Origin of the sequence: Streptomyces sp. NPDC058579, assembly GCF_042718575.1 — a bacterium.
In the GTDB taxonomy this organism is placed as follows: Bacteria; Actinomycetota; Actinomycetes; order Streptomycetales; family Streptomycetaceae; genus Streptomyces.
In genome coordinates this window covers 69049-94314 of the sequence record NZ_JBHXPI010000018.1, presented here as the reverse complement: position 1 = coordinate 94314, position 25266 = coordinate 69049, and the positions used below count along the sequence as shown (strand labels likewise).

The window sequence follows — 25266 nt, the reverse complement described above, 5'->3', positions numbered from 1 at the left end:
CCGTGCGGATCCGGTGAAGGGAGTGTGCGCCTCGACGGGCGGGCGCTCAACGCTTCGGTCAACTGTCGTACGCGGCTGTGACATACACGGTGCGTGGAGGGAGATGTTCCATGACCATCACGACCGTTCCGGGATGGATCCGCTCCTTGGCGTCGGCCGCGTACGCGAGGAAGTGCTCGGCACCGCCCCGGATCCGGACGATCACCTCGCCGACGAGGCCGGGCCCGACGGTGCCGGTCACCCGGCCGAGCAGGCCCACCATCGACACGTCGTCCATGACCACACGGTACGTCAGATCCAGCCCTCAAGGGCGGCCATGAACCCGTCGAAATCGTCACGGTGGATCGTGTGTCCGGCGCCGACGACCGTACGGACGTCGAAGCCGCGCTCCTCCAGCATCCGCGCGTTCTCCGCCGAGACCAGGAAGCTGGGGTCGGCCAGCGTGACCAGCGAGGGCACGACGGGCTTGGCGGGCCACAGATCACGGCCCACGCACTCCACGAGCCCGTGGGCGGAACGCTCGTCCCAGAGCCGCATGGTGGCCATCTCGATGTCGAGATCCTCCTCCTCCCAGCGGGGGTTGAACATCGCGATGTGCTCCCGCGCGAGCGACTTCGCCGCGGTGAACAGCTCCGCGCGGTAGCCCGTGTCCCCGGCCGGCAGGTGCCAGGCCGGGTCCACGTACACGGCGCGCCGCGGGGCGAGCCGGTCCACGGCCGCGGCCAGGGTCAGCCCGCCGAGCGAGTGTCCGAGGGCCAACTCGGCCCCGGCGGGCAGGGTTTCGACGAGATCGTCGGCGTAGTCCCCGGGACCGTACCCCTGGGGTCCGGCCGCCCGGCCGCTCGCGCCGTGCCCGCGCAGGTCCACCGCGATCACCCGGTAGCCGCGCTCGGCCAGGGCCGGTCCGACCCGGCGCCAGGTGCGGTGGTCGGACATGATCCCGTGGATCAGGAGCGCGATCCGGTCACCGGATCCCCAGGTACGGGTGTTCAGCAGCACGTCGAAGCCTCTCGCGGATCGGGCGTACGGGTCGTACGGGTGGCCCGACGAGCGTACGGGCGGGTGGGCGTACGGAACCGGCCCGACCCGGCCCGGGGCTCAGCGCACGCCGCGGATCGGACGCACGGCGAGTGCCCCGAGGACCGAAAGCACGGCCGCGATCAGGAACAGGGCCGTGTACCCGCCGCTCAGCGAGACGATGAGCGAGGCGATGAACGGCGCGACGATCTGCGGCCCCGCGTTCGCGACGTTGAGCACGCCCATGTCGCGCGCCGCGTCCTCAGCCTTCGGCAGCACCATGGTGACCAGGGCCGTGTCCACCGCCATGTAGCAGCCGAATCCGAGGCCGTTGACGGCGGCGAAGGCGAGCATCGCGGTCCAGCTCGACGAGGCGGCCGGGATGACCAGCGCGACGGCGGCCAGCGCGGCGGAGGCGCCGACGAACAGCTTGCGGCGGTCGTAGCGGTCGGAGAGCCAGCCGCCCAGGACGGTGGAGACCACCATGGCCACGGCGTTGAGCGGCATGAGGATCGCCACCGCCTCCTCGGGGGAGAGCCCGGCCGGGAGGTCGGTGTGGTCCTTGAGGATGTACAGCTGGAAGCCGGTGACCGCGAAGTACCCGAGGATGAGCAGCGCGCGGCCGATGAACGCCCAGCGGAAGTCGTGGTCCTTGAGCGCGCTGCCGAAGGCGGCGAGCTGCTGCTTCACGGGCAGCGGCGCCTTGGCGGGCATCCGCTCCTCACGGGCGAAGGTGGTGAACAGGACGGCGGTGGCCGCCACGATCACGCCGAAGACCAGGTATCCGGTGCGGTAGTTCTCCGAGAACGCGGCGCCGACCAGCGCGCCGATGGTGGAGCCGATCGGCAGACCGAGCCCGACGGCCGCCGAGGCCTTGCCGCGCGCGGCAAGGGGGACCCGGTCGGGCACGACGGAGGTGATCGCGGCCTGGTAGATGTTCATGACGGCCTGACCCAGACACCAGGCGATGAGCACGAGCAGGATCGTGTTCACGCTGCCGAGCAGGAACATCACCGGTATCGCGAGCAGACCGCCCGCCAGGATCCACGGGTTGCGGCGGCCCGAGCGGTCCGAGAGGGCGCCGGCGACCGGGTTGAAGATCGTCGCGAAGATCGCGGAAACGCCGGAGATCAGACCGAAGTTGGCCACCTTGTTCGCCGGGTCGATGTCCTCGATCTGCAGCGCGAGCAGCAGTCCGGGCACGCCGACGTAGAGCGCGTACATCGCCGCGTTCCCGGCGAGGAGCAGGGGCAGCAGGCCGCGGGTGGGTCGGGGGCCCGACGGGGACTCGACTCCGGTGGTGCCGACTCTTCCGGATGCGGAGGAGGAAAGGGCCACGTTGCCCTCCTGGTGAAGATCGCCCGGTGCGGGGGCGAGGAGCGGAAGTTTCGATAGAGTTACACGTGTCACTGACGCGTGTAAGCACTGTGTAGCACTCGAATCCGGCCATCCGCCAGACTCCGGGCCGGATTGTTCTGGAAAGATGCCGGAGCGATGAGCCAGTCACCCAAACAGTCCGCCGAACGTCCCGTCCCGACGAGCGCCGATGTGGCGCGGCTCGCGGGCGTCTCCAGAGCCACCGTCTCGTACGTCCTGAACAACACGGCGGCCGTACGGATCAGCGAGCCGACCAGGCAGCGGGTCCGCGACGCGGCCGAGGAGCTCGGGTACGTCCCGCACGCCGCCGCCCGCAGCCTGCGCGCCGGTCACAGCCGGATGGTCCTGCTGCCCACGGCGCACGTGCCGATCGGCCCGCTGTACAGCCAGTTCTTCAACGAGTTGCAGTGGGCCCTGCGCCGTCTCGACTACACCGTCGTGCAGTACGGCAGCCTCGGGCTCGAAGGGGACGAGGCCGCGCGCGCCTGGGCGGAGCTGCGCCCCGTCGCGGTGGTCTCGCTGGGCGAGGTCCAGCTCTCCCCGGGCGGCGTGGAGATCCTCAAGCGCTCCGGGGCCAAGGCCGTCATCACCGTCGGCCCGCACCGCGTCGAGGGCGCGCACGCCCTGGTCATGGACCAGGGGCGGGTGGGGCGGGTCGCCACCGAGCACCTGGTGGAGCGCGGGCGGCGCCGGATCGGCGTGGTGATCCCCGAGGAGCCCGGCCTGGAGATGTTCTCCGGACCCCGGCTCGACGGCGCCCGCCAGGCGGTGGCCGGGACCGACGCCACCGTCGTACCGCTGCCGCTGCGCTACGAGGAGGAGGCGGCGAACGCGCTCGCCGGGCGCTGGCGCGACCTGGGCCTCGACGCGGTGTTCGCGTACAACGACGAGTACGCGATGCTGCTGATGCGCGCGCTGCAGGACGCGGGGATCGACATCCCGGGGGAGACGGCCGTCGTCGGCTCGGACGATCTGCTGCTCGGGCGGCTCCTGCGGCCCCGGCTGACGACCGTGGAGATCGACATGGTCATCGGCCGGCACCTGGCCGAGCTGGTCGACAGCGCGGTCCGCGACCCGGACGCCACCCCGGGCGCGCAGGAGCTGATGGCCTCGCGGGTGATCCCCCGGGAGTCCAGCTGACGCAGGGCCTTTCGTCCGGATCAGGTGCAAGGCCCCGGTGCCGACGGCTGCCCGCCCTGTCGTGGCGGGCGCCCGGGGGCTAAGCGGCTTAGCGTCGAAGCATGAGCACTCTGCCGCGGCGTTACGAGATCCTGCTCGTTTCCGAGCACGTGGAGAACCGGGGCGGCGCGTCCGTGGAGGACAGCGCGGTCCGTTCGGCGGTCGTGGAGGCCACGGGCCGGACGGGCGCCTCGGGCTACCCGCGCTACGAGGGGCACGGCATCGCCGCCGACATCGACCCCGAGACGCGTACCGTCGAGGCGCTCCTGGTCGACGGCCACGAACTGGACTACGGCCTGACGGCGCTGGTCCGGCCGGCGCCGGCGGCATGACCAGGTTCGTTCAGCCACCACGTATCGCCCCTCCGCACCGTTGACAGGAATCCACACCGGGCGGAGACTCTGCGCGCACGTCAACGAAGGAAAATTCACCAGGCGAACGCACGGGTGGACGGTCGGCCGAGGAAAACCGTCCCAAGGGCACGTGGGAGAGAACCGATGAGCATCCGCGACGTCTACATCGTCGACGCCGTCCGCACCCCGATCGGCAGGTTCGGAGGCGCGCTCTCCGCCGTACGCCCCGACGACCTCGCCGCCCACGTGGTCAGGTCGCTCGTGGACCGCGTACCCGCGCTCGACCCGGCCCGGATCGACGACGTCTACTTCGGCGACGCCAACGGCGCCGGCGAGGACAACCGCGACGTGGCCCGCATGGCCGTCCTGCTCGCGGGCCTGCCCACCTCCGTCCCCGGCGTGACCCTCAACCGCCTGTGCGGCTCCGGCCTGGAGGCGGTGATCCAGGCCGCGCGCGCCATCGCGCTCGGCGACGCGTCCGTGGCGATCGCGGGCGGTGTCGAGTCGATGTCCCGCGCGCCCTGGGTCCTGCAGAAGCCCGAGCGCGCCTTCCCGGCCGGCCACCAGCAGCTGTACTCCACGACCCTGGGCTGGCGCATGACCAACCCGCGCATGCCCGCCGAGTGGACCGTCTCGCTCGGCGAGGGCGCGGAGCTCGTCGCCGACAAGCACACCCTCACCCGCGAGCAGCAGGACGCCTTCGCCCTGGCCAGCCACCGCAAGGCCGCCGAGGCGTGGGGCAAGGGGCTCTACGACGGTGAGGTCGTGCCGTACCCGGGGGTGGAGCTGACCCGCGACGAGTGCATCCGCGACACCACCTCCATGGAGGCCCTCGCCAAGCTGAAGCCCTCCTTCCGGAGCGAGGGAGGCACCGTGACGGCGGGCAACGCCTCGCCCCTCAACGACGGCGCCGCGGCCCTGCTCCTCGTCGACGAGGAGGGCCTGCGCGAGACCGGTCGCGAGCCGCTCGCCCGGATCCGCGCCTCCGCCGTCACCGGTATCGAGCCGCAGCTCTTCGGGCTCGGGCCCGTGGAGGCCGTCCGGCGCGCGCTGGACAAGGCGGGCCGCTCCTTCGCCGATCTGACGACCTTCGAGCTGAACGAGGCGTTCGCCGCCCAGTCCCTCGGCTGCCTCGCCGAGTGGCCGGAACTCGACCCGGAGATCGTCAACCCGCGCGGTGGCGCCATCGCCATCGGGCACCCGCTGGGCGCCTCCGGCGCGCGGCTCGCGGGCGCGGTGGCCCACCAGTTGGCGGCGGCCGGCTCGGGAACGGGACTCGCGGCCCTGTGCATCGGCGTCGGCCAGGGCCTGGCCCTCGTCCTGGAGCGCTGAACCGCCGGGGCGCTGAACGGACGGAGCGCGACGAAGCGGGGGCGGTACGGGAACTCCCGTACCGCCCCCGCCCGGTGCTGCTGCCGCAGCTCCTACTGCTCCTGCTGCTGCTTCGCGTCCTCGATGGACTTGCGCACCTCGTCCATGTCCAGCTTGCGCGCCTGGCCGATCACGTCCTCGAGGGCCGTCTCCGGCAGCGCCCCGGGCTGCGCGAACACGGCCACGTTGTCACGGACGATCATCAGCGTCGGGATCGAGCGGATCTCGAACGCGGCGGCCAGCTCCTGCTGTGCCTCGGTGTCGACCTTGGCGAAGACCAGGTCCTCGTGCCGCTCGGAAGCGGCCTCGAAGACCGGCGCGAACTGGCGGCACGGACCACACCAGGAAGCCCAGAAGTCGATCAGAACGAAGCCGTTCTCGCTCACGATCTGGTCGAAGTTGTCCTTGGTGAGCTCGACAGTGCTCATGTTTTCTACCTCTCCGGGTCTCCTGGCGGGTGTCCTTCACGGTCCCCTGGGGACTCGCCCCGCACAACCGCGTATCGAGCCGCGCTATTCCGCGCCGCCCCGCGCGTGCGTGGCTTCGGTTCCCCGGGTGCACCGTGCGTGTCCCCTGCGTGCACGCCACGCCTTCCCCTGTGGCCACGGCGCACACCTGCCACCAGACTGGGGCGCATGACACACGAGGTGGAGCACGAGTACGACGTGGTGGTCCTGGGCGCGGGACCCGTGGGCGAGAACGTGGTGGACCGGGCCAGGGCGGCGGGCCTGAGCGTGGCCGTGGTGGAGAGCGAACTGGTGGGCGGCGAGTGCTCGTACTGGGCCTGCATGCCCAGCAAGGCGCTGCTCCGTCCTGCCATCGCCCGATCGGACGCCCGCAAGGTCCCCGGGCTGCGACAGCTGGTCCAGGGGCCGCTGGACGCGGCGGCGGTGCTCGCCCACCGCGACTACTACGTCTCCGACTGGAAGGACGACGGCGCCGTCGGCTGGCTCGACTCCACCGGCGCCCGCCTCTACCGGGGCCACGGCCGGCTGGTCGGCGAGCGGAAGGTCGCCGTCGAAGGGCCCGAGGGCGACCGTCACCTCCTCACCGCCCGCCACGCCGTCGCCGTCTGCACCGGCAGCCGCGCCGCCCTGCCCGACCTGCCGGGACTGACCGGGTCCCGGCCGTGGACCAGCCGCGAGGCGACCAGCTCCAAGGAGGTCCCCGGCCGGCTGATCGTGGTCGGCGGGGGAGTGGTCGCGGCGGAGATGGCGACCGCCTGGCAGGCGCTCGGCTCCCAGGTGACGGTCCTGGTGCGCGGCAAGGGCCTGCTGCCCCGCATGGAGCCCTTCGTCGGCGACCACGTCGCCGACGCGCTCACCGAGGCCGGCGCCGACGTCCGTACGGGAGTGTCCGTCGCCGCCGTCGTACGTGACGGGGGCACCGGGCCCGTCACGGTGGTCCTGGAGGGCGGCGACCGGGTCGAGGGCGACGAGGTCCTGTTCGCGACCGGGCGCAGCCCGCGCACCGAGGACATCGGCCTGGAGACCGTGGGCCTGGAGCCCGGCTCCTGGCTCCCGGTGGACGACACCCTCCGGGTCGAGGGCAGCGACTGGCTCTACGCCGTGGGAGACGTCAACCACCGGGCGTTGATGACCCATCAGGGCAAGTACCAGGCGCGGATCGCCGGAGCGGCCATCGTCGCCCGCGCCTCCGGCGCCTCGCTCCCGGAGAACGGGCGCTGGGCCGCGCACACGGCCACGGCCGACCACGCCGCCGTGCCGCAGGTCGTCTTCACCGACCCCGAGGCCGCGGCCGTCGGGCTCTCGCTCGCCGAGGCCGAGCGCGCCGGGCACCGCGTCCGCGCCGTCGACCTGGACCTCACCTCGGTGGCGGGCGCCGGGCTCTACGCCGACGGCTACCGTGGCCGCGCCCGGATGGTCGTCGACCTGGACCGCGAGACCGTCCTCGGCGTCACCTTCGTCGGGCCGGGCATCGGCGAACTCATCCACTCGGCGACCATCGCCGTCGTCGGAGAGGTCCCGATCGACCGGCTCTGGCACGCCGTTCCCTCCTACCCGACGCTGAGCGAGGCCTGGCTGCGGCTCCTCGAGGCGTACCGGGACGGTGCGGGGACCTCATGAGTCCCGGGGCCCCCGACCTCACCAACGAGTACGACGGTCCCTGCGCGGTCTGCGGGGCGGTCGTACCGGCCGGGACGGGGGTCCTCCGGCACGGCCACGGCCCGTCGGACGGCTGGCAGGTCTTCCATCCGGGGCACGTGCCCGAACCGGCGCCGCCGGCCCGGCTGAACCTGCAGGGCTGGCACCACCGTCGTCTCCTGGCGGTGGACATCGTGTCCACCGGTTACCGGACGGCCGTGGATCGGATCCTTTCCGCGTCGGTGCGGGGCTCCGACGGATATATCGGAGATTGGATCATGGATATTGGATCCAATCTCCGAATTCCGGTATCCGAAGAGGGGGCGGCGCTCGGCGCCGCCGTCGAGCGGGCCCGCGCCGAAGGCGCCCCCGCGCCCCAGGCCCTCGACGAACTCGCGAGCGTCCTCACCGACCACCTCGCCGCGCACGAGGTGCTCGTCGTCTGGTTCTCCCCGTACGTCCTGACCACCCTCCACGCCGAACTCCGGCGCCACGGCCTGGCCCCGCTGACCGAGCGGCTCCCGCAGGGGGTCGCCCCCGTCTGCGACCCCCTGGTCCTGGACCGCCACGCCGACCGCTACCGCCCGGGCCGCCGCTCCCTGCGCGCCGTCGCCGAGTGGTACGGCGTCCCGCACGCCCACCCCGGGGACGCCGCCTCGGACGCCGAGGCCGCTCTCGCCCTGGCCCAGGTGATCGCGGACTCGTACCCCGCCCTCGCCAAGCTGTCCCGGCCGGCGCTCCACACCGAGCAGATCCGCTGGTACGCCGACCAGACCCGCCGCCACCCCGACGCCCCGGACTGGCCCTTCACCGACACCGCGCCCGAACCCTGGGAACCCCCGGGGAACGCGCCCGCACGCTGAGCCCGCTCGCTTCGGGCCCGCTCAGCCGCGCGGCACCAGGAGCGCCGCCGCCGACCGGGCGGCGTCGAGCGCCGGGCGTGCGGCCGGGCCGGACTGCTCGCCGAGGACCACACGGGTACTCAGGCCGTCGAGGAGCGCGAGGAGTTCGGAGGCGCGCGCGGCCACCTCGTCCGTGTCCATCGGCGCGAAGCGGGACTGGGCCACACCCTTGGTGAGCAGGGCCTCCAGATCCTCCTGCCAGCCCCGGTCGAGGTCCCGCTGAGCCTCGCGCAGCGCCTCGTTCGCCGGTATGCGCGCCCAGAGCTCGATCCAGAGCATCCACCGGGGATCGCGCGGGCCGTGCGGCAGATAGAGCCGCAGGAACAGGTCGAGCTTGCGCTCGGCGGTCAGCCGGCGGGCAAGCAGCGCCCGGCGCTCGTCGGCGAGGGCGGCCTCGCTCCAGCGCAGTACGGCGAGCAGCAGCAGGTCCTTGCTGCCGAAGTAGTAGAGGATGTGGCCGCCGCTCGTCCCCAGGCGCTCGGCCAGCGCCGACATGGTGAGCGCCGCGAGGCCGTCCTCGGCGATGGCCGCCATGGCCTCCTCGAGCATCCGCTCCTGGGTGATGTGCCCGTCGCGCCGTCGTGCTGCCCCAGCCACCCGCTCCGCCTCCGTCCCCGTCACCTGACAGGTCACGACTTTAACCGCAGGTCCCGGAGGTCTTGACGCGGCCGTCACCTCTCGCACATCTTGAACCCTGTTCTAAGTTCTAGAACGTCATTCAAAGTCTGGGGAGTGGGCATGCTGCACCAGGAGAGAGCACCGGACACCGGTCGTGACGAGACCTTCCGCGACGGGGGCCCGAAGGGCGAGGCCCTGAAGGACGAGGTCTTCCAGGTGGAGGGCCACGGCATCGACCCCATTCCGGACGCCGAGCGCCACGGCGGCGCCAAGGACCTGTTCTGGCTCTGGTTCGGCTCCAACCTCACCTTCACCTACGTCATCAACGGCGCCCTCGCCGTCGCCTTCGGCCTCTCCTTCTGGCAGGCCACCGCCGTCGTCGTGATCGGCGGTCTCTCCTTCTTCGCGATCAGCGCCGCCGGACTCAGCGGCGTCCGCACCGGCACCGCCACCCTCGTCATCTCCCGCGCCGCCTTCGGCGTACGCGGCAACTGGCCCGCCGGACTGCTCAACTGGATCGTCAGCATCGGCTACACCATCGTCAACACGGTCGTCGGCACCCTCGCCCTCGAAGCCTTCTTCGCCGACCTCGGCTGGGCCGGCGGCCACACGGCCCGCGCCCTCGCCCTGCTCGTGACCCTCACGATGACCTTCGCCGTGGCGCTCTGGGGCCATGCCACCGTCCAGTTCGCCGAACGCTGGATGGCCTACGCCCTCGCCCTCGGCTTCGCCGCCCTGCTCGTCTTCGTCCTCCCGGGCGCCGACACGGCCGCCCCCGCCGAGGTCCCCGGCGTCTCCGCCTGGAGCCTCGCCCTCGTCGTCATGTTCGCGGGCCCCTTCTCGTACGTCCCGATGCCCGCCGACTACACGCGCTACCTGCCGCGCACCACCTCGCTCAAGGCCCTCACCTGGAGCGGCGCGCTCGGCGGCTTCCTCTCCTCCGTCGCCCTCGGTGTCGCCGGAGTCGCCGCCGCGACGCAGACCGACATGACCGACGCGGTGGCCGGCGCCGAAGGACTGCTCCCCGGCTGGTTCCAGCCGCTCTTCCTCGCCCTGGTCCTCGGCGGATCCGTGACGAACTCGATCATCACGCTCTACTCCTCCAGCCTGAACCTCCAGGTCCTCGGCATCCCCTGGACCCGCGCCCGAGCCATCGTCATCAGCGCCGCCGTCACCGCGCTCGGCTCGCTCGGCGCGCTGTTCCTCATCGACTTCACCACCTCGCTGCTCGCCTTCCTCAGCCTCCTGATCATCGTCTTCGCCCCCTGGGGCGGTGTCTTCCTCGCCGACATGGTGCTGCGCCGCTGTACGTACGACTCCGCGGCCCTGCACGCCGGCGAGCACGGCGCCTACTGGTACCGCGGCGGCTGGCACCCCGCCGGCCTCACCGCACTCCTCGCGGGCATGGTCTTCGCCGCCCTGACCTGCGACTCCGAGCTCTGGACCGGCCCCCTCGTCGCCCCGCTCGGCGGCGCCGACCTCACCCTGCTCGGCGCCCCCGTCTCCGCGCTCGTGTACGTCGTCCTCGCGCGCCGCGCCGCCACCCCCGTACAGCCGTAACACCCTTGCCAGGCACAGGAGTTCAGCCGCCATGACCAGCACCCCCATCCCCGCCCCCACCGACCTTGTCCTCACCGGGGCCAGGATCCACACCGTCGACCCCCAGCTGCCCGAGGCCGAGGCGCTCGCCGTGCGCGACGGACGCATCGTGTGGCTCGGGTCCGACGCCGACGCCGCGCGCTGGACCGGCCCCGACACCACGGTCGTCAATGCGGGGGGCCGCCTGGTCCTGCCCGGCTTCATCGACGCCCACAACCACGTACGCCTGGGCTCCGACGACGCCTGCGTCCAACTCGCCGGTGCCCGTACCCTCGACGTGATCCACGAGCGGATCCGCGCGTGGCGGGCGGCCCACCCCGACGCCCCGTGGATCGAGGCCGAGGCCTTCGACTACTCCGCGATCCCCGGCGGCCGCATGCCCACCGCCGCCGACCTCGACCCCGTCACCGGCGACACCCCCGCCCTCGTCCTCAGCTACGACGTGCACACCGCCTGGCTCAACACCGCCGCCCTGCGCGCGCTCGACGTCACCCGCGACCGGACCGACCTGCCCTTCGGTACCGCCGTCACCGACCCCGAGACGGGTGAACCCACCGGATTCGTCAAGGACTTCGCCGTCAAGGGCCTCTCCCGCGCCGGTCACCGCGCCCTGCGGGAACTCGGCGTGCCGTGGGCCTCGCCGGACCGCCAGTACGGCAGGCTCGCCACGTCCCTCGACGACGCCATCGCGTTCGGCATCACCACGGTCGTCGAACCGCAGAACTCCCTGGACGACCTCGCCCTGTTCACGCGCGCCCGCGCCGAGGGCCGGCTCCGCTCCCGGATCGTCGCGGCCCTCTTCCACCCGCGCGGCACCACCGACGCCGAACTTGACGAATTCGAGGCGGCGGCAGAGGAGTTCGCCGACGACCGGCTGCGCGTCGGACCGCTCAAGCTGTACATCGACGACGTCGTCGAGCCCCGTACGGCCGCGCTCCTGGAGCCGTACGCCGGCTGCGGCCACCACCGCGGCGACACCTTCTACCCGCCGGAGGAGTTCGCCGACCTGCTCACCGGCCTCGACGCGCGCGGCTTCCAGTGCTTCGTGCACGCCACCGGCGACCGGGGCATCCGTACGGTTCTCGACGCCGTCGCCCACGCCCGTACCGTCAACGGCCCGCGTGACGCCCGCCACCAGGTCGTCCACGTCGAGTGCCTCGACCCGGCCGACACCCCGCGCTTCGCCGAACTCGGCGTCGTCGCCTGCATGCAGCCCCGCCACGCCGCACCCGACATCGCGGGACCCGGACAGGACTGGGCCGAGAACATCGGCCCTGACCGCTGGCACAAGGCCTGGCCCCTGCGCAGCCTGCACGCCGCCGGCGCGGTCCTCGCCCTCTCCAGCGACTGGAACGTCGCCGAGATGGACCCCATGGTCGGCATCTACACCGCCGTCACCCGCCGCGCGCTCAACGGCGGGGGAGAGCCCTGGACGCCGGAGGAGACGATCGACGTCGCGACCGCCGTCGAGGGCTACACCATGGGATCGGCGTACGCCAACTTCCTCGAGGAGGAGCGGGGTTCGCTGACCGTCGGCAAGCTCGCGGACTTCGTCGTCCTCTCCCGCGACATCCTCCGCATCGACCCGGAGGAGATCCCCGGCACGGTGGCCGAGACCGTCGTGGTCGGCGGCGAGGTCGTTCACGCGCGCGTGGGCGCCTGAGCCCACGCCCGTACCGGCGGGCCCCCGGGACGCGGGAGCCCGCCGGTACGGCGCCGGGGTCAGAGCCGGCCGAGGATCTTCTTCAGCTCGGTGATCTCGGCGGACTGGGTGCGTACGACGTCATCGGCGAGCTTCCTGGCCGTGGCGTCGCGACCGTTCTTCCGCTCGGCCTCGGCCATCTCGACCGCGCCCTCGTGGTGGGCGATCATCAGCTCGGCGAACTTCCGGTCGAAGGCCTTGCCGCGCAGGGCCGCGAGCTCCTTCATGTCCTGCTCGGACATCATCCCGGCCATGGAGCCGCCGGCATCGCCGCCACCGCCGTGGCCGCCGCCGTGCCCACCGGAGGCCGCGGAGCCTTCGGGAGCTGCGGGGGCCTCAGGCTTGCCCCAGGCCTTGAGCCAGGACCGCATGGTCCGGATCTCCGGGTCCTGGGCCTTCTCGACGTCGGCGACGATCTTCTTGACGCCGGCGTCCTCGGCCCGGCCATTGGCGAGCCGCGCCATCTCCAGGGCCTGCTGGTGGTGCGGGATCATCGCCTGGGCGAACGTGACGTCCGCGTCGTTGAACGCGCGGTCGGTGCTGGACGCGGGGGTCTTGGCGGCGTCGCCGGACTCCGTCCCGGCACCGCAGCCGGAGAGCAGCAGACCGGCGAAGACGACGGCGGTGACGGCGCCCGCGCCGCGGGACGCGAGCTTTCGGGCGGAGGGGTTGCTGAAGGCGGACATGTCTGTGGACACCTCGTGTGCTGTGTGAGTGTGCTGTCGGAAAGGCTGAAGGTGGCTTCTGCGGGCAGCACGAGGCGGCCCGCGGCGGCGATTCGGCCTATATCCGCAGGACGGACAGCTGAGCGAGGTCGGGAGGTATGGGCGGCGGGGCGTTCGGGCCCAGCGCCGGCCGGAGGCGGTCGAGCAGCCGGACCAGCCAGTCGGGGTGTCGCCCGAGGGCGGCGAGGACGACCCGGGCGAGGGCCCAGACGCCGAGGACGGCCACGCAGAGCGTGGCCATGTCCCCGTGCGCACCGGAGTCGGGGGCGTCGGAGCCGGAGGTCTCGGAGCCGGGGGCTTCGGTCCCGCCGTGGTGCGCGGGAGCGGAGGCATGCGTCATGCGGTCCGCCCCGCTCTCGGAGGCGCCCTCCGGGTGGCCGACCGCGTGCATCACGAAGACGCCGAGGGCCAGCACGACGACGAGCAGCAGGTGCGCGAGGGCACCTGCCACTCTGAGGTCGCTCCGCCCCACCAGTCCCGTACGCACGCCCCGCACCTCCTGCGAGGAGCCTACAGAACGGCCCCCGGGCTCACTCCGGAAGGTCGCCGCTCATCGCGGCGGCGAGCCGCAGGTGCGGGGCGGCCTCGGCGTGGCGGCCCTGGCGCTCCAGGGTGCGGCCGAGCATCAGGCGGGCGTAGTGCTCCACCGGGTCGCGGTCGAGGACGGCGCGCAGTTCGGTCTCGGCGCGGGAGAGCTGGGCGGAGTGGTAGTAGGCGCGGGCGAGCAGCAGGCGCTGGGCCGTCTGCTCCGGGTGCTCGGCGACGAGTCCGCGCAGGATGCGGGCGGCGGTCATGTACTCCTTGGCCTCGAAGAACAGCTGCGCGCGGTCCCAGCGCTCGGCGGCCGTACCGAACTCGTAGTACGTGTCGTTCACTTGCGCTCCCTAGTGGCGTCCCTACCCTGCCACCCGAAGGGGTGGCACTCGCGTCAACGCCTGAGTTTAGTTGAACATTCCACTACTATTTCGGCGTGGAGACACACCCACGTCGTACCCCGACAGGAATAGGTTGAGCGTCATGAGCAATCTTGATCGTCAGGCCGCCCTCACCGTCTGCGGCGGTCGCGGCTTCGTCGTCGCGGAGCCGGTCCGGGAACTCCTCAGCCCACGTCGCGTCCAGCTCGGCGAGTCGACCGAGGTCCGCCGCCTGCTCCCCAACCTGGGCCGCCGCATGGTGGGCGCCTGGGCCTTCGTCGATCACTACGGCCCGGACGACATCGCGGACGAGCCCGGCATGCAGGTCCCGCCGCACCCGCACATGGGGCTGCAGACGGTGAGCTGGCTCCACGAGGGCGAGGTCCTGCACCGTGACAGCACGGGCAGCCTGGAGACGATCCGCTCCCGCGAGCTGGGCCTGATGACCTCGGGCCGGGCGATCTCCCACTCCGAGGAGAGCCCGCAGTCCCACGCCCGCTACCTGCACGGCGCCCAGCTCTGGGTGGCCCTCCCGGACGCCCACCGTCACGTCGAGCCGCACTTCCAGCACCACGCGAACCTCCCGCAGGTCACCGCCGCCGGCCTCACCGCCACGGTCATCCTCGGTGAACTCGACGGCGCCACCTCGCCCGGCACGACGTACAGCCCCCTGATCGGCGCGGATCTCGCCCTGACGGCGGGCACGGAGACGAACCTCCCGCTGGACCCGGACTTCGAGTACGCGGTCCTGTCGATGTCGGGCGAGGCCCACGTCGACGGCGTCCCGGTCCTCCCGGGCTCGATGCTCTACCTCGGCTGCGGCCGCCGCGAACTCCCTCTGCGCGCGGTCTCCGACGCCGGCCTGATGCTCCTGGGCGGCGAGCCGTTCGAGGAGGAGATCGTCATGTTCTGGAACTGGATCGGGCGCTCGCAGCAGGACATCGAAGAGGCTCGCGAAGCGTGGACGAACGGCACGCTCTTCGGCGAGGTGAAGGGCTACGACGGCGCTCCACTTCCGGCCCCGGAACTGCCCGCGACTCCACTGAAGCCGCGGGGGAGGGTGCGCTGACCAGGGCTGACGGGCCCCGCTGACGAAGGTCGGGCTCTTGGGCTTCGCGGATCGCGGTGTCAGCGGCGCGTTTCCGCATGGTTCACGGTGGCAAGGCGGCGGTTGTACTGGATCACGTCGTACTTCTGGTCACCAGTGACCACGACCTCCGGGCGCGTCGGTGTGGCAGGGAAGAAGTCGTCGGCGCCTACAGGTGTGCGAGCGGCCACGTACGCCTGCCCTTGTGGGAACGCGTACATGCCGAACCGCGTCTGGTCTGACGCGGCCACTCCCTGCGGGTACTCGTCGACGCGAGGGTAGGCCGTCGTGTAGACGGAGACAGACTCCGCCCCACTCGAGGGGCGGACGATCCGCGCGTTCGGGGCGGGGAGGGTGTGGATGCCTGCCGGGTTGTGGATCCATCCCTTCTGCCCACCGAACCAGATGGCCGTCCAGTCCCCTCGCACGTCGGCGACGACGAACTCCTGCCCCCACATCGCGGTGGCTCCCCAGTCGTCGATGCGGTTGGTTGCCGCAGCTCCGTCCGGATGGAGTGCGCGATCGGATACGAGCGGGGCATCGTCGCCGGGCGCCGAGCGGACGTAGAGGAAGTTCGAAGGCTGGGTCTGGGTATGGCACTTCGGATCGCACACCGTAACCGTCTGCGAGTTCTTGCCGTATTCCGGGGCGATCATGACCGCCTGTCCGATGCCGATGCTCTCCCCTCCGGCTCCTCCCTCCGCCCGGAGTTTCGGGACGGCATCGCCATCGGCATCAGCACCAGCATCGGCATCGAGGAGAGCCATGAACTTCTCCCAGTCCCAGTAGGGGCCGGGGTCCCAGTGTGCGTCCGGTGCGCGGGCCGGACTCGGTGGGAGGACGTTGTCGTGTCCGATGATGTGCTTGCGGTCCAGTGGGACGTCGAAGCGCCGTGCGAGGTAGACCACCAGCGCGGCAGTCGCCTTGTACTGGGCCGGGGTGAACCAGGTGGGACCCTGGGCGGCGTACCCCTCCAGTTCGATACCGACGCCATGCAGATTGACCCAGTAGTTCCCGGCGTGGAAAGCGATGTCCTTGGTGGCAACCATCTGGGTTGCCTCACTGCCGTCGGCCTTCATCACGTAATGCGCGGAAACCCCGCTGGACGGGTCCTGAAACCAGCTGATTCCCGCATCGTAGGGCCCTTCGATGTCATGGATGACGATGAAGTCGACGTCGATGCCATGGGAGTTCCGTGTAGCCACCTGGTAGTTCGAGGCAGCAGCGGGCACGAACCGGCAGTTCAGCTCGCCGGGGCACTCCGGCACCGCCGCGGCGGGAAGCGTTCGCAACCTCAGGGAGGCGAGTTGTGACTTCGAGGGACGGACCTCCGGCCGCTTCGACAGCGACACCGTCTGGCCGTCCTCGCGCACCCGCTGCTGACCGGTGCGGATCACCGTGAACACGCCATCGGCGAACCGTCCGGCCGTCGCGGTGTCGGCGGCCTGGCTGTACCGTGCCACAGCCCCGTACCAGCTGCCTGGGTCCGGCGAGAACTCACGGGTGATCTGCCGTTGATACGAGGCGAGGAGAGCGGCGCCTCCTCGGAGGTTCTGCAGCTCGTCCCTCTTGAGCGTCTGGGGTGCGACGCCGATCATCGCGGCGGCGGCCTGCAAGGTGTGCTCGGAAGGGTCGTCGGTGCCCGTGGCATCCACCGGCCCTTCGCCCGGGCGGTGGGCGTACGTCTTCCCGGACGTCGTGTCGGTCAGGTGCATCGGGCCGTAGCCGCCCTTGGTGCTCGGGCGGCCATGGTTGCCCTCCCACCAGGAGGACTCGTAGCTGACGCCCAGAAGGACTTCCTTCGGCACTCCGAACTCTGCTGCCGCCTGTTCCGCCGCCCGCTCGAAGCCACCCGGTGTCACTTCGGACGGGCGGGCGTTCCCAGCGGCGGCGCAGCCCCAGATGAGGGCTACCGTCACACCCGCCGCGCTTAGACCCCGTCGTGCCCTTCGTCTTCTGACCACACCATGTCCCGTTTCGCTATGACGGTCGGAGCTTGTCTTCGAGGCCGGTCCTGTGGCCGCCACAATCCCTTGGGCGACAGCTTCCTGGTCCGACCGACACGCCCAACACACGCGGGCCCGTCACCGCACCGGAGCAGTTGACGCAAGGCATGGCGGTGACGTGCCGATCGGGAAATCCACGCCCGTCCCACTCCTGTCCCACGACCGCCCCTCCCGCCATTGACCCGGGCGCTACGCCGATCGGGTGAACACCGAGACGTAGAACTTGTTGCATATGCCAGGATCCTGCGTTACTGGATCTATTCCAACCAATGGGCAGCCCGTACCGCTCGGGAAGCGTGGTGCTGGAGTTTCCTGTCGCTTTCCACACGTGGGGAGAGCGCAGGTACGCCGGGGTCACGATGGGCACCCGAGAGGGGTTGGATCGCCAGTCGGTGCCGCTTGTGCGGTGCCGACTGGTTCTTTTGTGAGCCGATGTGTGCCGACCTGACGGAGGCCGACGGCGTGCGCCGGTGGTACCCAGGCCCTTTGGTTGTCGCATTTACGACTGTCTCAAATGACGCCTTGTCAGAGAGCGCTTGCTGTGGGGTACTTGAGGCAGCGAACCGGTGGGCCGCCCATCCCAGACCGGGGATTTCGATAAAGGGCGGCGCCTGCCGGTTCTTCCTTTGTGTGCCCACGAGGGAACTCCTTTGAGCAGGCGGCACGGTTCAGCCGTCCGTCCTCCCGTGAGGTCTTCCGCTAAAGGCGGCCCGGCCCCCAGGTTTCGCTGCGTCCGCAGTCCCAGTCCTGTGAGCGAGGGAGTCTCTCCATGCCTATTTCTCCGAACCAGGGATCCACCGGCGGTGGCACGCTGGTGACCATCACCGGCACGAACCTGGCCGGCACCACCGCCGTCACCTTCGGCACCAAGCCGGCCACCGCCGTCACCAACGTCTCACCCACCCAGGTCACGGCCGTGTCGCCCTCGGGCGCCGGCAGCGTCGGGGTGACCGTGACCACCGCGGGCGGTACGAGCAACCCGATACCGTTCTTCTACGTCGGGGCCCCGTTCAAGTCCTCGCTCGGGCCGACGTCGTCCGGCCCCCTGGCGGGCGGCAACACGGTCACGATCAACGGTGTCGGGCTGGCGACGGCCACCAGCGTGTCGTTCGGTGCCAACTCCGCCACGCCGACCGTCGTCTCCGACACCCAGCTCACCGTCGTCGTGCCGGCGGGCGCGGCGGCCGGTCCCGTCGGAGTGAGCGTGACCACGGCGGGTGGAACGAACAACGGTCTGTCCTACACCTACGTGGACGTTCCCACCGTCACCGCCGTCACGCCCGCCTCCGGTCCGACGTCCGGCGGTACGGGTGTGACCATCACGGGGACCAACCTCGGCACCACCGGGTCGGTCACCTTCGACGGCGCCCCCGCGCCGTTCACCGTGGTGAACTCCACCACGGTCTCGGCGGTGACCCCGCCCGGCACCGCCGGTGCGGTCGACGTGGTGGTGACCAACCCGGCGGGCTCCGACACGGAGGTCGGCGCGTTCACCTACGTCGCGCCTCCGGGGATCTGACCGTCGTCCCCGCTGCCGCCCGGTCCTCACCGGGCGGCAGTCCGCCTTGGCCACTGCTTTCCGAGCGGTGGTTCTCGCCCTTTCCCCCGGCCGACCGCGTGTTCCTCGGCGAGCGGGCGGCCTTCATCCGCCGACGCCTGGGGCACGGCGGTCTCTCCCGGCCCGGACCGGACATCCGCGTCACCCTGGGCTTCGCCCAGGCTGTCATAGGAGCATGCTCATGCCGCCCACGATCAGCACCATCAATCCTTCGCAAGGGCCCACCACCGGGGGTACCACCGTCACTCTCACCGGCACCGGGATGACAGGGTCCACGGCCGTACGGTTCGGCAGCACCAACGCGACCTCGTTCGTCGTGAACTCGGCCACCCAGATTACGGCTGTCAGCCCGCCCCGCGCCGCGGGCGCGGCCGCGGTGATCGTCGTCCATCCGACCGGCAACAGCAATTCGGTGACGTTCACCTATGTCGTGGCGCCGGTGCCGGTGGTCACGAGTGTGGCGCCCAGCAGCGGTCCGACGTCGGGCGGCACCAGCGTCACCCTCACGGGAACCGGGTTCACCGGGGCCACGGCGGTCACCTTCGCCGGAGTCCCGGCGACGTCCTTCGTGGTGAACTCGGCCACCCAGATCACCGCCGTCACACCGGCGGGAAGTGCCGGTGCCGCGGTGGTGACCGTCACGACACCGGGAGGCAGTAGCGCCCCGGACGCCTTCTTCTTCTATGCCGCGCCTCCCGTCCTCACCGGTGCCGCCCCAGCCCAGGGGCCGGCGGCCGGTGGCGTGATCATCACACTGACCGGGAGCAATCTCCTCAACGCCAGTGCCGTACGGTTCGCGAGCACCAACGCCGCGTCCTTCACCGTGGTGTCGGCGACACAGATCACGGCCACCGCCCCTGCGGGGACCGGGAGTTCACCGATCACGGTGGTCACCCCCGGCGGCACGAGCAACCCCGTCGCCTTCACCTATGTCGCCGCGCCCACCCTGACCTCGCTGGTGCCCAGCAGCGGTCCGACGTCCGCGGGCACCGTGGTCACCCTCATCGGCGCGAATCTGGCCTCGGCCACGGCTGTCTCCTTCGGTGGCACGGCCGTGCCGTTCACCGTCGTGTCGGACACGCAGATCACGGCTGTCGCACCCGCGGGAGCAGGAGGGCCTGTCACCGTGACCGTCACCACGGTGGGTGGCACCGGTCCCGGGCTGACCTACACCAGGGTGGCCGCGCCAGGGATCTGACACGCGGACGGATGGGAAAGGAGCCGCCGGAGATACCTCGTTCGGCCCCGCGGATCGCTTTCGCGCTCGAATTCCGATGACCTTTTCGGCTGCTGATCCAACCAGGCTATTTCGGGCACCGCCTCCCTGGAAGGCGCAGGAGATCCCCATAGCGTGAACCGCCATGGCACCCGCACCCTGCGGGACCTGCGACAGATCAAGGAGCCGAACCGGTGACATTCACACCACGCAGAGGGAGACTCGTCGTCGCCACAGCCATGGCCGCGGTGCTGGGCCTGGCCTCGCCGGCCTGGGCCGTACCGTCGGAAACCACAGTGACGGCCACTCCCCAGACCGCCCAGGTGGGCGCCACGGTGCAGCTGACGGCCACGGTCGACTGCACCGGCGACCCCACCGGCGGAGTCGGCATGACGTTCTTCGCCGGCACCGACGACCTCGACACCGTGCCCGTCAACGCCAACGGCCAGGCGAGCATCACCACCACGTTCAACACGGTCGGCCCGCACACCATCACCGCCTCCTACAACGGCAACTCGGAGTGCGACGCCTCCAACAGCACCACGACCGTCCAGGTGACGGCCGCCCCGACGCCGCCGGACCCGACCCCCGGCCTCTGCCTCCTCGCCTGCGGCGGACTGATCAACTTCTCCACCGGCGACATCAACAACACCGTCAACATCACCAAGTACGAAACCCAGCCCCACCGGCAGTCGCACTAGACCCACCACTGCACATGACGACGACTCAGAATCGCGGGAACGCCCCGTAGTTGAAGGCTTCCGGTGCGGAACTGTCCCAGACCGCGCCGGAGGCCTTCAACCTCGATGCCGCAGCTGCCTCGTGCACGTGTGTGGCTCAGGCCGAGACAGGACCGCGGGACAGTGCTGTGCGCAGGGCGAAGACGCCGAGCAGGCCCCCTGCCGCGAACCGCTGGGCGGTCATCACACGGGGCCGGGCAGCCAGAAACCCCGACACCCGTGCCGCGCCCAGCATGATCAGAGCGTTCACGGAGATCCCCACGATGATCTGCACACTGCCGAGCTGCAGCAGTTGCGCCCAGGCCGGACCCGCCTGCGGATCCATGAACTGGGGCAGAAGGGCGGCGTACATGAGAGCGATCTTGGGGTTGAGCAGGTTGGTCAGGAGCCCCATCGAGAACAGTCGGGCGTCGGAGACGGGAGGCAGGTCTTGGGCGGGGGCGAAGGGTGAGCGGCCACCGGGCTTGAGCATGTCCCAGGCCAGGTAGGCCAGGTAGGCGGCCCCGGCGAGCTTGACCACCGTGAACGCCAGCGGTACGGCGGCGAACAAGGCGGACAGGCCGGCGGCCGCGGCCAGCAGATAGCACAGGAATCCCACGGCGGTCCCGCTCAAACTCACCAGGCCGGCCCTGCGGCCTTGGGTGATCGCGCGGGAGGCGAGGTGGATCATGTTCGGTCCCGGAGTCAGGGCCATGCCCAATTCGACCAGGGCCACTCCACCCACTGCGGCCAGACTGATCACTGTCAACTCCCCATCGTTTGCTGGGTACCCGGTACCCGGCGTGGGCGCGCCCGACGGTGACGGACGGCTGCAACGCATCGGCAGTGCCTGCGTCGTCTGCCTCAGGATACGGCCCTGCCGTTCGGCTTCTCCGAGCACCTCACGCCAGCCGGCAATGGCAGATCCACGGCTGGTACTGAGAACACCAAGCTGACCACCGGCACCGAAGACAAACGGCGGGCCGCCAGGTGAGAGAGGCTTTCAGGCGACTGTCCGAGAAGGGCGAGGCCCCTCGCGGCCCAGGAGCCAGGTCAACAGCGGACCTGCCATGGCGGTCGTCACCAGCGCCATGACGACTATGAGTGAGTACAGTTCCCTGCCGAGGATGCCCAGTTGCAGGCCTACGTTCAGGACGATGAGTTCGGTCAGGCCGCGGGTGTTCATGAGCGTGGCCAGTGCGGCGGACTGGCAGACCGGCATCCGGTTCAGGCGGGCTGCGGCGTACGCGCCGACGAACTTGCCGCCGACGGCCACCAGAAGGATGAGCGCCATATCGCCGAGTCGGACCACGCCGAGACCCGAGAGATCGACCTGTAGGCCGGAGACCAGGAAGAACACCGGCAGCAGCAGCGTGCCGCTCACCTGGCCGAGGCGGTCGTGCACTTCACCGCGCAGCCGCTCGGTATCGGCACGGGGGAGGATGACGCCGAAGAGGAACGCACCGAAGATGTAGTGCAGTCCCAGCCACTCGGTGGCGGCGGCGGACAGCAGCAGACCCGCGAGGATGCAGGCGAGCGTGGTCGGCGTCTGCCCGTGTCTGGTCCGCTGGACCGCGATCCGGCGTAGCAGAGGGCGCAGGGCGAAGAGCATGCCCAGCAAGTAGGGGATGGTGAGCAGGATCCTCCACTGCTCCGGGCCGGCCGACTCGCTGATGGCGACCGTGGCCGCGAGCAGCGCCCAGGCGAGGACGTCATCGATGGCGGCGCAGGCCAGCGCCATCACACCCAGCGGGGTGTGGGCCATGTCCCGGTCGGTGAGGATCCGTGCCAGTACGGGGAACGCAGTGATCGACATGGCGATGCCCATGAAGAGCACGAACGCCACTTTGTTGTCGGTGCCGTGGTCGTGCATCAGGTAGAAGGCCAGGGCTGCGCCGAGTCCGAAGGGCAGCACGATGGAGCTGAGGGAGACGGTTGCGGCGAGCCTTCCGCTGCCTCGGATCAGGGTGGCGTCCCACTCCAGGCCGACGAGGAACATGAAAACGGCGACACCGACTGCGGCCAGGGCGCTGAGCAAGGGCCGGATGGTGTCGGGGAAGAGGGCTTCGCTGACTGCCCCCTGGAAGAAGGTCGGCCCCAGTGCGACGCCGGCGAGCACTTCGCCTATGACCGCCGGCTGGCCCAGGCGTCGGGCCAGCGCACCGAGCAGGCGCGCCAGGAGGACTATGACAGCGAGGCCTGCAAGGAGTGAAGTGGTCTGTTGCGGGTCCATGCGTCCGTCTCCACCCTTGATGTTCGGCTCGTACGGGCGGCAGCGCGGTGAGGGCATGCTGCGTCGGCAAGCGAGCTGAACTGTGGGGCGGAGCCGGTCCTGGCTGTCCACCCTTCCCGCGGAACTGCCAAGAGCGACGCAACGTCAGCTGCTCCACGAAGGGGTTCACGGCTGAAGGCCCCCGGCTCGGGACTTTCAGCCCGGCAAGTCGGATTCTCACTGGCCCAGTGGCGGACCCGGCAAGGAGATACCCCGTTGACCAACTGACGTTCCGTCAAGCACGAAAAGCCCCACATCCACTTATAGGCCCTTCGATTGTGTTGTCAAGTTGCTGCTTCAGCAGGCGAGTTGGCTGTTCTGCCAGCGGCAGAACAGCAGCCGGACCGGGTTCGACGATCACTACAGTTCAGTCTCATGACGACGATTACGACGCGTGCGGTCGAGTATCCGGCCGACGGCTTGACGATGATCGGTCACCTCGCGCTCCCGGCCGGTGTCGACCGGCGGCCCGCGGTGCTGCTCGGACCGGAGGGCATGGGGCTCAGCGACGTCGAGCGCCGCCGGGCCGATGCTCTCGCCGAACTGGGATATGTGGCGCTGGCTTTCGACCTTCACGGCGGGCGCTATTTGGGCGACCCCGAGGAGATGCTGGCCCGATGCCTGCCGCTGCTCGCTGATCCCGACCGGATGCGGGGCATCGGCCATGCGGCGCTCGACGTGTTGCGCACCGAACCGCGGACCGACCCCGGCCGGATCGCCGCCGTCGGCTACGGCACCGGGGGCGCCGTCGGGCTGGAACTCGGGCGCGGCGGCGTCAGCCTGCGCGCGATCGGGACAGTCAACGCACTGACCACGGGCCGACCGGGCGAGGCCGCGCGCATCCGCTGCCCGGTGTGGGCCGGGGTCGGGTCGGAAGACCCGATCATGCCGCCCGCCCAACGGGACGCGTTCGCTGCCGAGATGCAGGCCGCGGGCGTCGACTGGCGCCTCACGGTCTACGGCGGCGCCTTGCACGCCTTCCACCACCCGCCGGTCGACCACCCCGTGGTCCCCGGCGTCGGCTACCACCCACGGCACGCGCAGCGAGCCTGGCACGACGTCGTCGACCTGCTCGCCGAGTGCCTGCCCGTGACGGAGGATCTGGGGGCATGACCCAGGTCAGCATGCCGGCGCCCGGCCTGGTCGGCGCCGGGCACTGACAGTCCCCTCTCCTCAAGTCCACACAGCACAACCGCATTCGGGCGGATACCCGATCGCGGAACCGCGTTCGCAACTGCCGCAGTGAATGCCTGCAGGGGGCCTGTCGTTGGTTTCCGGCGTGCACTGGGCGGGCATCTCCCGCTCTGGAGCACCGCTAGGGACCCTTCCCCTGCGATGGTCGTACCCAGCCGTTCGCTGCGCGTGGATCACCTGTCGCATGGCGGGCGGGACGGGGTCTGTCGTAGCGGCAAGCCCGGGTGGCGAGCCAATGTGCCGGCGGAGAAGTTCCGCGTGTCGCGCCCGTCACGGTCCGGACGGATCTCGAACTCCAGTGGAGGACGGGAAGGGCTCTGTGAAAAACTACAATGATCTCGCCGAAAGGCATCGGGACAGGATTCCAGGAGAATTCAACCGATGGGTCAGGCATTTCGGCATCCAAGAGGAGATCGCGCCGATCCTCTATACAGTTGCCACCTGGGTCAAGCACTGTTCATGGCCTGCCGCGTCAGAGGAGCAACGCGCACTTGCCTGCATGGATCTGGCAGTGTCCTTCTTCTATCTCGATGACTATCAGCACGAGGACTATCCCGAGCTGTTCAGTGAGTTCAGGAGAAATCTGACAGGTGAGCAAGCGCGCTCGACCAGGCCGATTGTGCACGCTCACGCCGACCTGATTCGACGGCTGCGCGAATCCCGTCAATCGATGGAAAAATTCATCGAACTCCGCGGACAACTCCTCGACGAGTATCTGCTGCGAAACTCCGTCATGCGCGGGACGGCCTCTGCTGACTTCGATCGGTACTGGCAATGCCGGCTCGTGACAATTTACGTCCAACAGTGGATGGAGCTTTGGTTCCTCATCTGGGACTTCCCGCTCGCTCCCGAGGAGCACAGCAGTCCGTTGCTTCATAGTGCCATGCAATCAGCGACAGTCTTCTACTTTCTGGGCAACGACCTTTACTCGTACAAGCGAGATGCCGCGAAGGGTGAGCCCAACCTCGTATGCCTGTGGCGGTATCAGCACGCCGTCAGCACAGAGGAAGCCGCGTCGGCTATCGATCGAATGCGCCGCGAGGCGCTGGATCGCTTCAACAAGGCCTTCACGGTCCTGACCGGGGAAAGATCACCGGAAAATCTGAAGCAGTGCGGCCATCTGTTGCAGCATCTCGTGAACCAGGCAACGACAGCTCGTCATGACAACCCTGAACGCTACGTCAAGCCTGATCAGCTGCTGAATTCTGAGGTGCAGCCTCCGTGAACTTCGCTGAATGACTGCTTCGAACACCTTGGGTCAGTGACTCTTCTGGCAGCTCAAGGAGGGCACTCTCGTGATGCCATCTGGAGAAGCGGTGCCCGTTTCCAGGCTGTGCCGTGATGCGGTGGAA

The 25266-nt window shown here is 70.2% G+C and carries 24 protein-coding genes; 13 read left to right on the top strand and 11 right to left on the bottom strand.

The window, feature by feature from the left end:
• Nucleotides 1–58: 58 nt before the first annotated feature.
• The 3 genes from ACFWRO_RS21190 to ACFWRO_RS21180 form a co-directional block, all read right to left on the bottom strand.
• Entirely contained in the window at nt 59–283 is a 225-nt protein-coding gene (locus ACFWRO_RS21190) for a hypothetical protein (RefSeq protein ID WP_384512427.1), read from the bottom strand.
• An 8-nt stretch (nt 284–291) separates the two neighbouring features.
• Complete coding sequence (locus tag ACFWRO_RS21185) at nt 292–999, bottom strand: alpha/beta fold hydrolase (RefSeq protein WP_384512425.1); 708 nt, start codon at nt 997–999, stop codon at nt 292–294.
• Between the two features lie 99 nt (nt 1000–1098).
• Nucleotides 1099–2355 (bottom strand): MFS transporter, encoded by a 1257-nt coding sequence (locus ACFWRO_RS21180; protein WP_384512423.1) that lies wholly within the window; start codon nt 2353–2355, stop codon nt 1099–1101.
• Between the two features lie 156 nt (nt 2356–2511).
• On the opposite strand from ACFWRO_RS21180, the gene ACFWRO_RS21175 reads away from it, so the two are divergent.
• The 3 genes from ACFWRO_RS21175 to ACFWRO_RS21165 all read left to right on the top strand — a co-directional run bounded on the left by ACFWRO_RS21175 (nt 2512) and on the right by ACFWRO_RS21165 (nt 5258).
• Nucleotides 2512–3534 carry a LacI family DNA-binding transcriptional regulator gene (locus ACFWRO_RS21175; protein ID WP_384512421.1) on the top strand — a complete coding sequence of 341 codons (1023 nt, stop codon included), beginning with the start codon at nt 2512–2514 and terminating at the stop codon, nt 3532–3534.
• Between the two features lie 101 nt (nt 3535–3635).
• Nucleotides 3636–3905, top strand: coding sequence for a hypothetical protein (locus tag ACFWRO_RS21170; RefSeq protein ID WP_384512419.1), 270 nt, complete (start codon nt 3636–3638; stop codon nt 3903–3905).
• Between the two features lie 165 nt (nt 3906–4070).
• Nucleotides 4071–5258 (top strand): thiolase family protein, encoded by a 1188-nt coding sequence (locus tag ACFWRO_RS21165; RefSeq protein ID WP_384512417.1) that lies wholly within the window; start codon nt 4071–4073, stop codon nt 5256–5258.
• A gap of 92 nt (nt 5259–5350) precedes the next feature.
• On the opposite strand, the gene trxA is transcribed toward ACFWRO_RS21165, so the two are convergent.
• Complete coding sequence (trxA, locus tag ACFWRO_RS21160; RefSeq protein WP_384512415.1) at nt 5351–5725, bottom strand: thioredoxin; 375 nt, start codon at nt 5723–5725, stop codon at nt 5351–5353.
• A gap of 207 nt (nt 5726–5932) precedes the next feature.
• Here trxA and ACFWRO_RS21155 point away from each other — a divergent pair, with 207 nt between their 5' ends.
• Nucleotides 5933–7384 carry a dihydrolipoyl dehydrogenase family protein gene (locus tag ACFWRO_RS21155; RefSeq protein ID WP_384512413.1) on the top strand — a complete coding sequence of 484 codons (1452 nt, stop codon included), beginning with the start codon at nt 5933–5935 and terminating at the stop codon, nt 7382–7384.
• A complete protein-coding gene (locus ACFWRO_RS21150; RefSeq protein WP_384512411.1) occupies nt 7381–8265 on the top strand; it encodes a 3'-5' exonuclease in 885 nt (294 codons plus the stop codon). Before ACFWRO_RS21155 ends, ACFWRO_RS21150 begins: the two co-directional genes overlap by 4 nt.
• 21 nt (nt 8266–8286) lie before the next feature.
• On the opposite strand, the gene ACFWRO_RS21145 is transcribed toward ACFWRO_RS21150, so the two are convergent.
• The gene (locus ACFWRO_RS21145; protein WP_384512409.1) at nt 8287–8901 is read right to left on the bottom strand and encodes a TetR/AcrR family transcriptional regulator; all 615 of its coding nucleotides are present in this window, start codon (nt 8899–8901) and stop codon (nt 8287–8289) included.
• A 141-nt stretch (nt 8902–9042) separates the two neighbouring features.
• Here ACFWRO_RS21145 and ACFWRO_RS21140 point away from each other — a divergent pair, with 141 nt between their 5' ends.
• Both ACFWRO_RS21140 and ACFWRO_RS21135 read left to right on the top strand, forming a co-directional pair.
• A complete protein-coding gene (locus ACFWRO_RS21140) occupies nt 9043–10482 on the top strand; it encodes a purine-cytosine permease family protein (protein WP_384512407.1) in 1440 nt (479 codons plus the stop codon).
• Between the two features lie 31 nt (nt 10483–10513).
• A complete protein-coding gene (locus ACFWRO_RS21135; RefSeq protein ID WP_384512405.1) occupies nt 10514–12184 on the top strand; it encodes an amidohydrolase in 1671 nt (556 codons plus the stop codon).
• A gap of 59 nt (nt 12185–12243) precedes the next feature.
• On the opposite strand, the gene ACFWRO_RS21130 is transcribed toward ACFWRO_RS21135, so the two are convergent.
• The 3 genes from ACFWRO_RS21130 to ACFWRO_RS21120 all read right to left on the bottom strand — a co-directional run bounded on the left by ACFWRO_RS21130 (nt 12244) and on the right by ACFWRO_RS21120 (nt 13823).
• Entirely contained in the window at nt 12244–12909 is a 666-nt protein-coding gene (locus tag ACFWRO_RS21130; protein WP_384512403.1) for a DUF305 domain-containing protein, read from the bottom strand.
• A gap of 97 nt (nt 12910–13006) precedes the next feature.
• On the bottom strand, nt 13007–13435 hold the full coding sequence (locus ACFWRO_RS21125; protein WP_384512401.1) for a DUF6153 family protein: 429 nt from the start codon (nt 13433–13435) through the stop codon (nt 13007–13009).
• 43 nt (nt 13436–13478) lie between these two features.
• Nucleotides 13479–13823, bottom strand: coding sequence for a tetratricopeptide repeat protein (locus tag ACFWRO_RS21120; protein WP_384512399.1), 345 nt, complete (start codon nt 13821–13823; stop codon nt 13479–13481).
• A 142-nt stretch (nt 13824–13965) separates the two neighbouring features.
• Between ACFWRO_RS21120 and ACFWRO_RS21115 the strand changes: the two genes are divergently transcribed.
• Entirely contained in the window at nt 13966–14931 is a 966-nt protein-coding gene (locus ACFWRO_RS21115) for a pirin family protein (RefSeq protein WP_384512397.1), read from the top strand.
• 59 nt (nt 14932–14990) lie between these two features.
• On the opposite strand, the gene ACFWRO_RS21110 is transcribed toward ACFWRO_RS21115, so the two are convergent.
• Nucleotides 14991–16868 carry an N-acetylmuramoyl-L-alanine amidase gene (locus tag ACFWRO_RS21110; RefSeq protein ID WP_384512395.1) on the bottom strand — a complete coding sequence of 626 codons (1878 nt, stop codon included), beginning with the start codon at nt 16866–16868 and terminating at the stop codon, nt 14991–14993.
• Between the two features lie 856 nt (nt 16869–17724).
• Here ACFWRO_RS21110 and ACFWRO_RS21105 point away from each other — a divergent pair.
• The 3 genes from ACFWRO_RS21105 to ACFWRO_RS21095 all read left to right on the top strand — a co-directional run bounded on the left by ACFWRO_RS21105 (nt 17725) and on the right by ACFWRO_RS21095 (nt 20430).
• Nucleotides 17725–18474, top strand: coding sequence for an IPT/TIG domain-containing protein (locus tag ACFWRO_RS21105; protein WP_384512393.1), 750 nt, complete (start codon nt 17725–17727; stop codon nt 18472–18474).
• Nucleotides 18475–18688: 214 nt separating this feature from the next.
• Entirely contained in the window at nt 18689–19711 is a 1023-nt protein-coding gene (locus tag ACFWRO_RS21100) for an IPT/TIG domain-containing protein (protein ID WP_384512391.1), read from the top strand.
• Between the two features lie 212 nt (nt 19712–19923).
• On the top strand, nt 19924–20430 hold the full coding sequence (locus tag ACFWRO_RS21095; protein WP_384512389.1) for an Ig-like domain-containing protein: 507 nt from the start codon (nt 19924–19926) through the stop codon (nt 20428–20430).
• Nucleotides 20431–20566: 136 nt separating this feature from the next.
• On the opposite strand, the gene ACFWRO_RS21090 is transcribed toward ACFWRO_RS21095, so the two are convergent.
• Both ACFWRO_RS21090 and ACFWRO_RS21085 read right to left on the bottom strand, forming a co-directional pair.
• Nucleotides 20567–21211: a LysE family translocator gene (locus tag ACFWRO_RS21090; RefSeq protein WP_384512503.1), complete on the bottom strand. Its 645-nt coding sequence runs from the start codon at nt 21209–21211 to the stop codon at nt 20567–20569.
• Between the two features lie 240 nt (nt 21212–21451).
• Nucleotides 21452–22681, bottom strand: a complete 1230-nt coding sequence (locus tag ACFWRO_RS21085) for a cation:proton antiporter (protein WP_384512501.1) — start codon at nt 22679–22681, stop codon at nt 21452–21454.
• A gap of 414 nt (nt 22682–23095) precedes the next feature.
• On the opposite strand from ACFWRO_RS21085, the gene ACFWRO_RS21080 reads away from it, so the two are divergent.
• Together ACFWRO_RS21080 and ACFWRO_RS21075 are read left to right on the top strand one after the other, a co-directional pair.
• The gene (locus tag ACFWRO_RS21080) at nt 23096–23833 is read left to right on the top strand and encodes a dienelactone hydrolase family protein (RefSeq protein WP_384512387.1); all 738 of its coding nucleotides are present in this window, start codon (nt 23096–23098) and stop codon (nt 23831–23833) included.
• A 400-nt stretch (nt 23834–24233) separates the two neighbouring features.
• Nucleotides 24234–25139 (top strand): terpene synthase family protein, encoded by a 906-nt coding sequence (locus tag ACFWRO_RS21075; protein ID WP_384512385.1) that lies wholly within the window; start codon nt 24234–24236, stop codon nt 25137–25139.
• The last annotated feature ends 127 nt before the right edge of the window (nt 25140–25266 follow it).

Coding starts and splice junctions, on each gene's coding strand:
- ACFWRO_RS21175 (WP_384512421.1), top strand. CDS start 2,512: ATGAGCCAGTCACCCAAACAGTCCGCCGAACGTCCCGTCCCGACGAGC.
- ACFWRO_RS21170 (WP_384512419.1), top strand. CDS start 3,636: ATGAGCACTCTGCCGCGGCGTTACGAGATCCTGCTCGTTTCCGAGCAC.
- ACFWRO_RS21165 (WP_384512417.1), top strand. CDS start 4,071: ATGAGCATCCGCGACGTCTACATCGTCGACGCCGTCCGCACCCCGATC.
- trxA (WP_384512415.1), bottom strand. CDS start 5,725: ATGAGCACTGTCGAGCTCACCAAGGACAACTTCGACCAGATCGTGAGC.
- ACFWRO_RS21155 (WP_384512413.1), top strand. CDS start 5,933: ATGACACACGAGGTGGAGCACGAGTACGACGTGGTGGTCCTGGGCGCG.
- ACFWRO_RS21150 (WP_384512411.1), top strand. CDS start 7,381: ATGAGTCCCGGGGCCCCCGACCTCACCAACGAGTACGACGGTCCCTGC.
- ACFWRO_RS21140 (WP_384512407.1), top strand. CDS start 9,043: ATGCTGCACCAGGAGAGAGCACCGGACACCGGTCGTGACGAGACCTTC.
- ACFWRO_RS21135 (WP_384512405.1), top strand. CDS start 10,514: ATGACCAGCACCCCCATCCCCGCCCCCACCGACCTTGTCCTCACCGGG.
- ACFWRO_RS21130 (WP_384512403.1), bottom strand. CDS start 12,909: ATGTCCGCCTTCAGCAACCCCTCCGCCCGAAAGCTCGCGTCCCGCGGC.
- ACFWRO_RS21115 (WP_384512397.1), top strand. CDS start 13,966: ATGAGCAATCTTGATCGTCAGGCCGCCCTCACCGTCTGCGGCGGTCGC.
- ACFWRO_RS21105 (WP_384512393.1), top strand. CDS start 17,725: ATGCCTATTTCTCCGAACCAGGGATCCACCGGCGGTGGCACGCTGGTG.
- ACFWRO_RS21100 (WP_384512391.1), top strand. CDS start 18,689: ATGCTCATGCCGCCCACGATCAGCACCATCAATCCTTCGCAAGGGCCC.
- ACFWRO_RS21085 (WP_384512501.1), bottom strand. CDS start 22,681: ATGGACCCGCAACAGACCACTTCACTCCTTGCAGGCCTCGCTGTCATA.
- ACFWRO_RS21080 (WP_384512387.1), top strand. CDS start 23,096: ATGACGACGATTACGACGCGTGCGGTCGAGTATCCGGCCGACGGCTTG.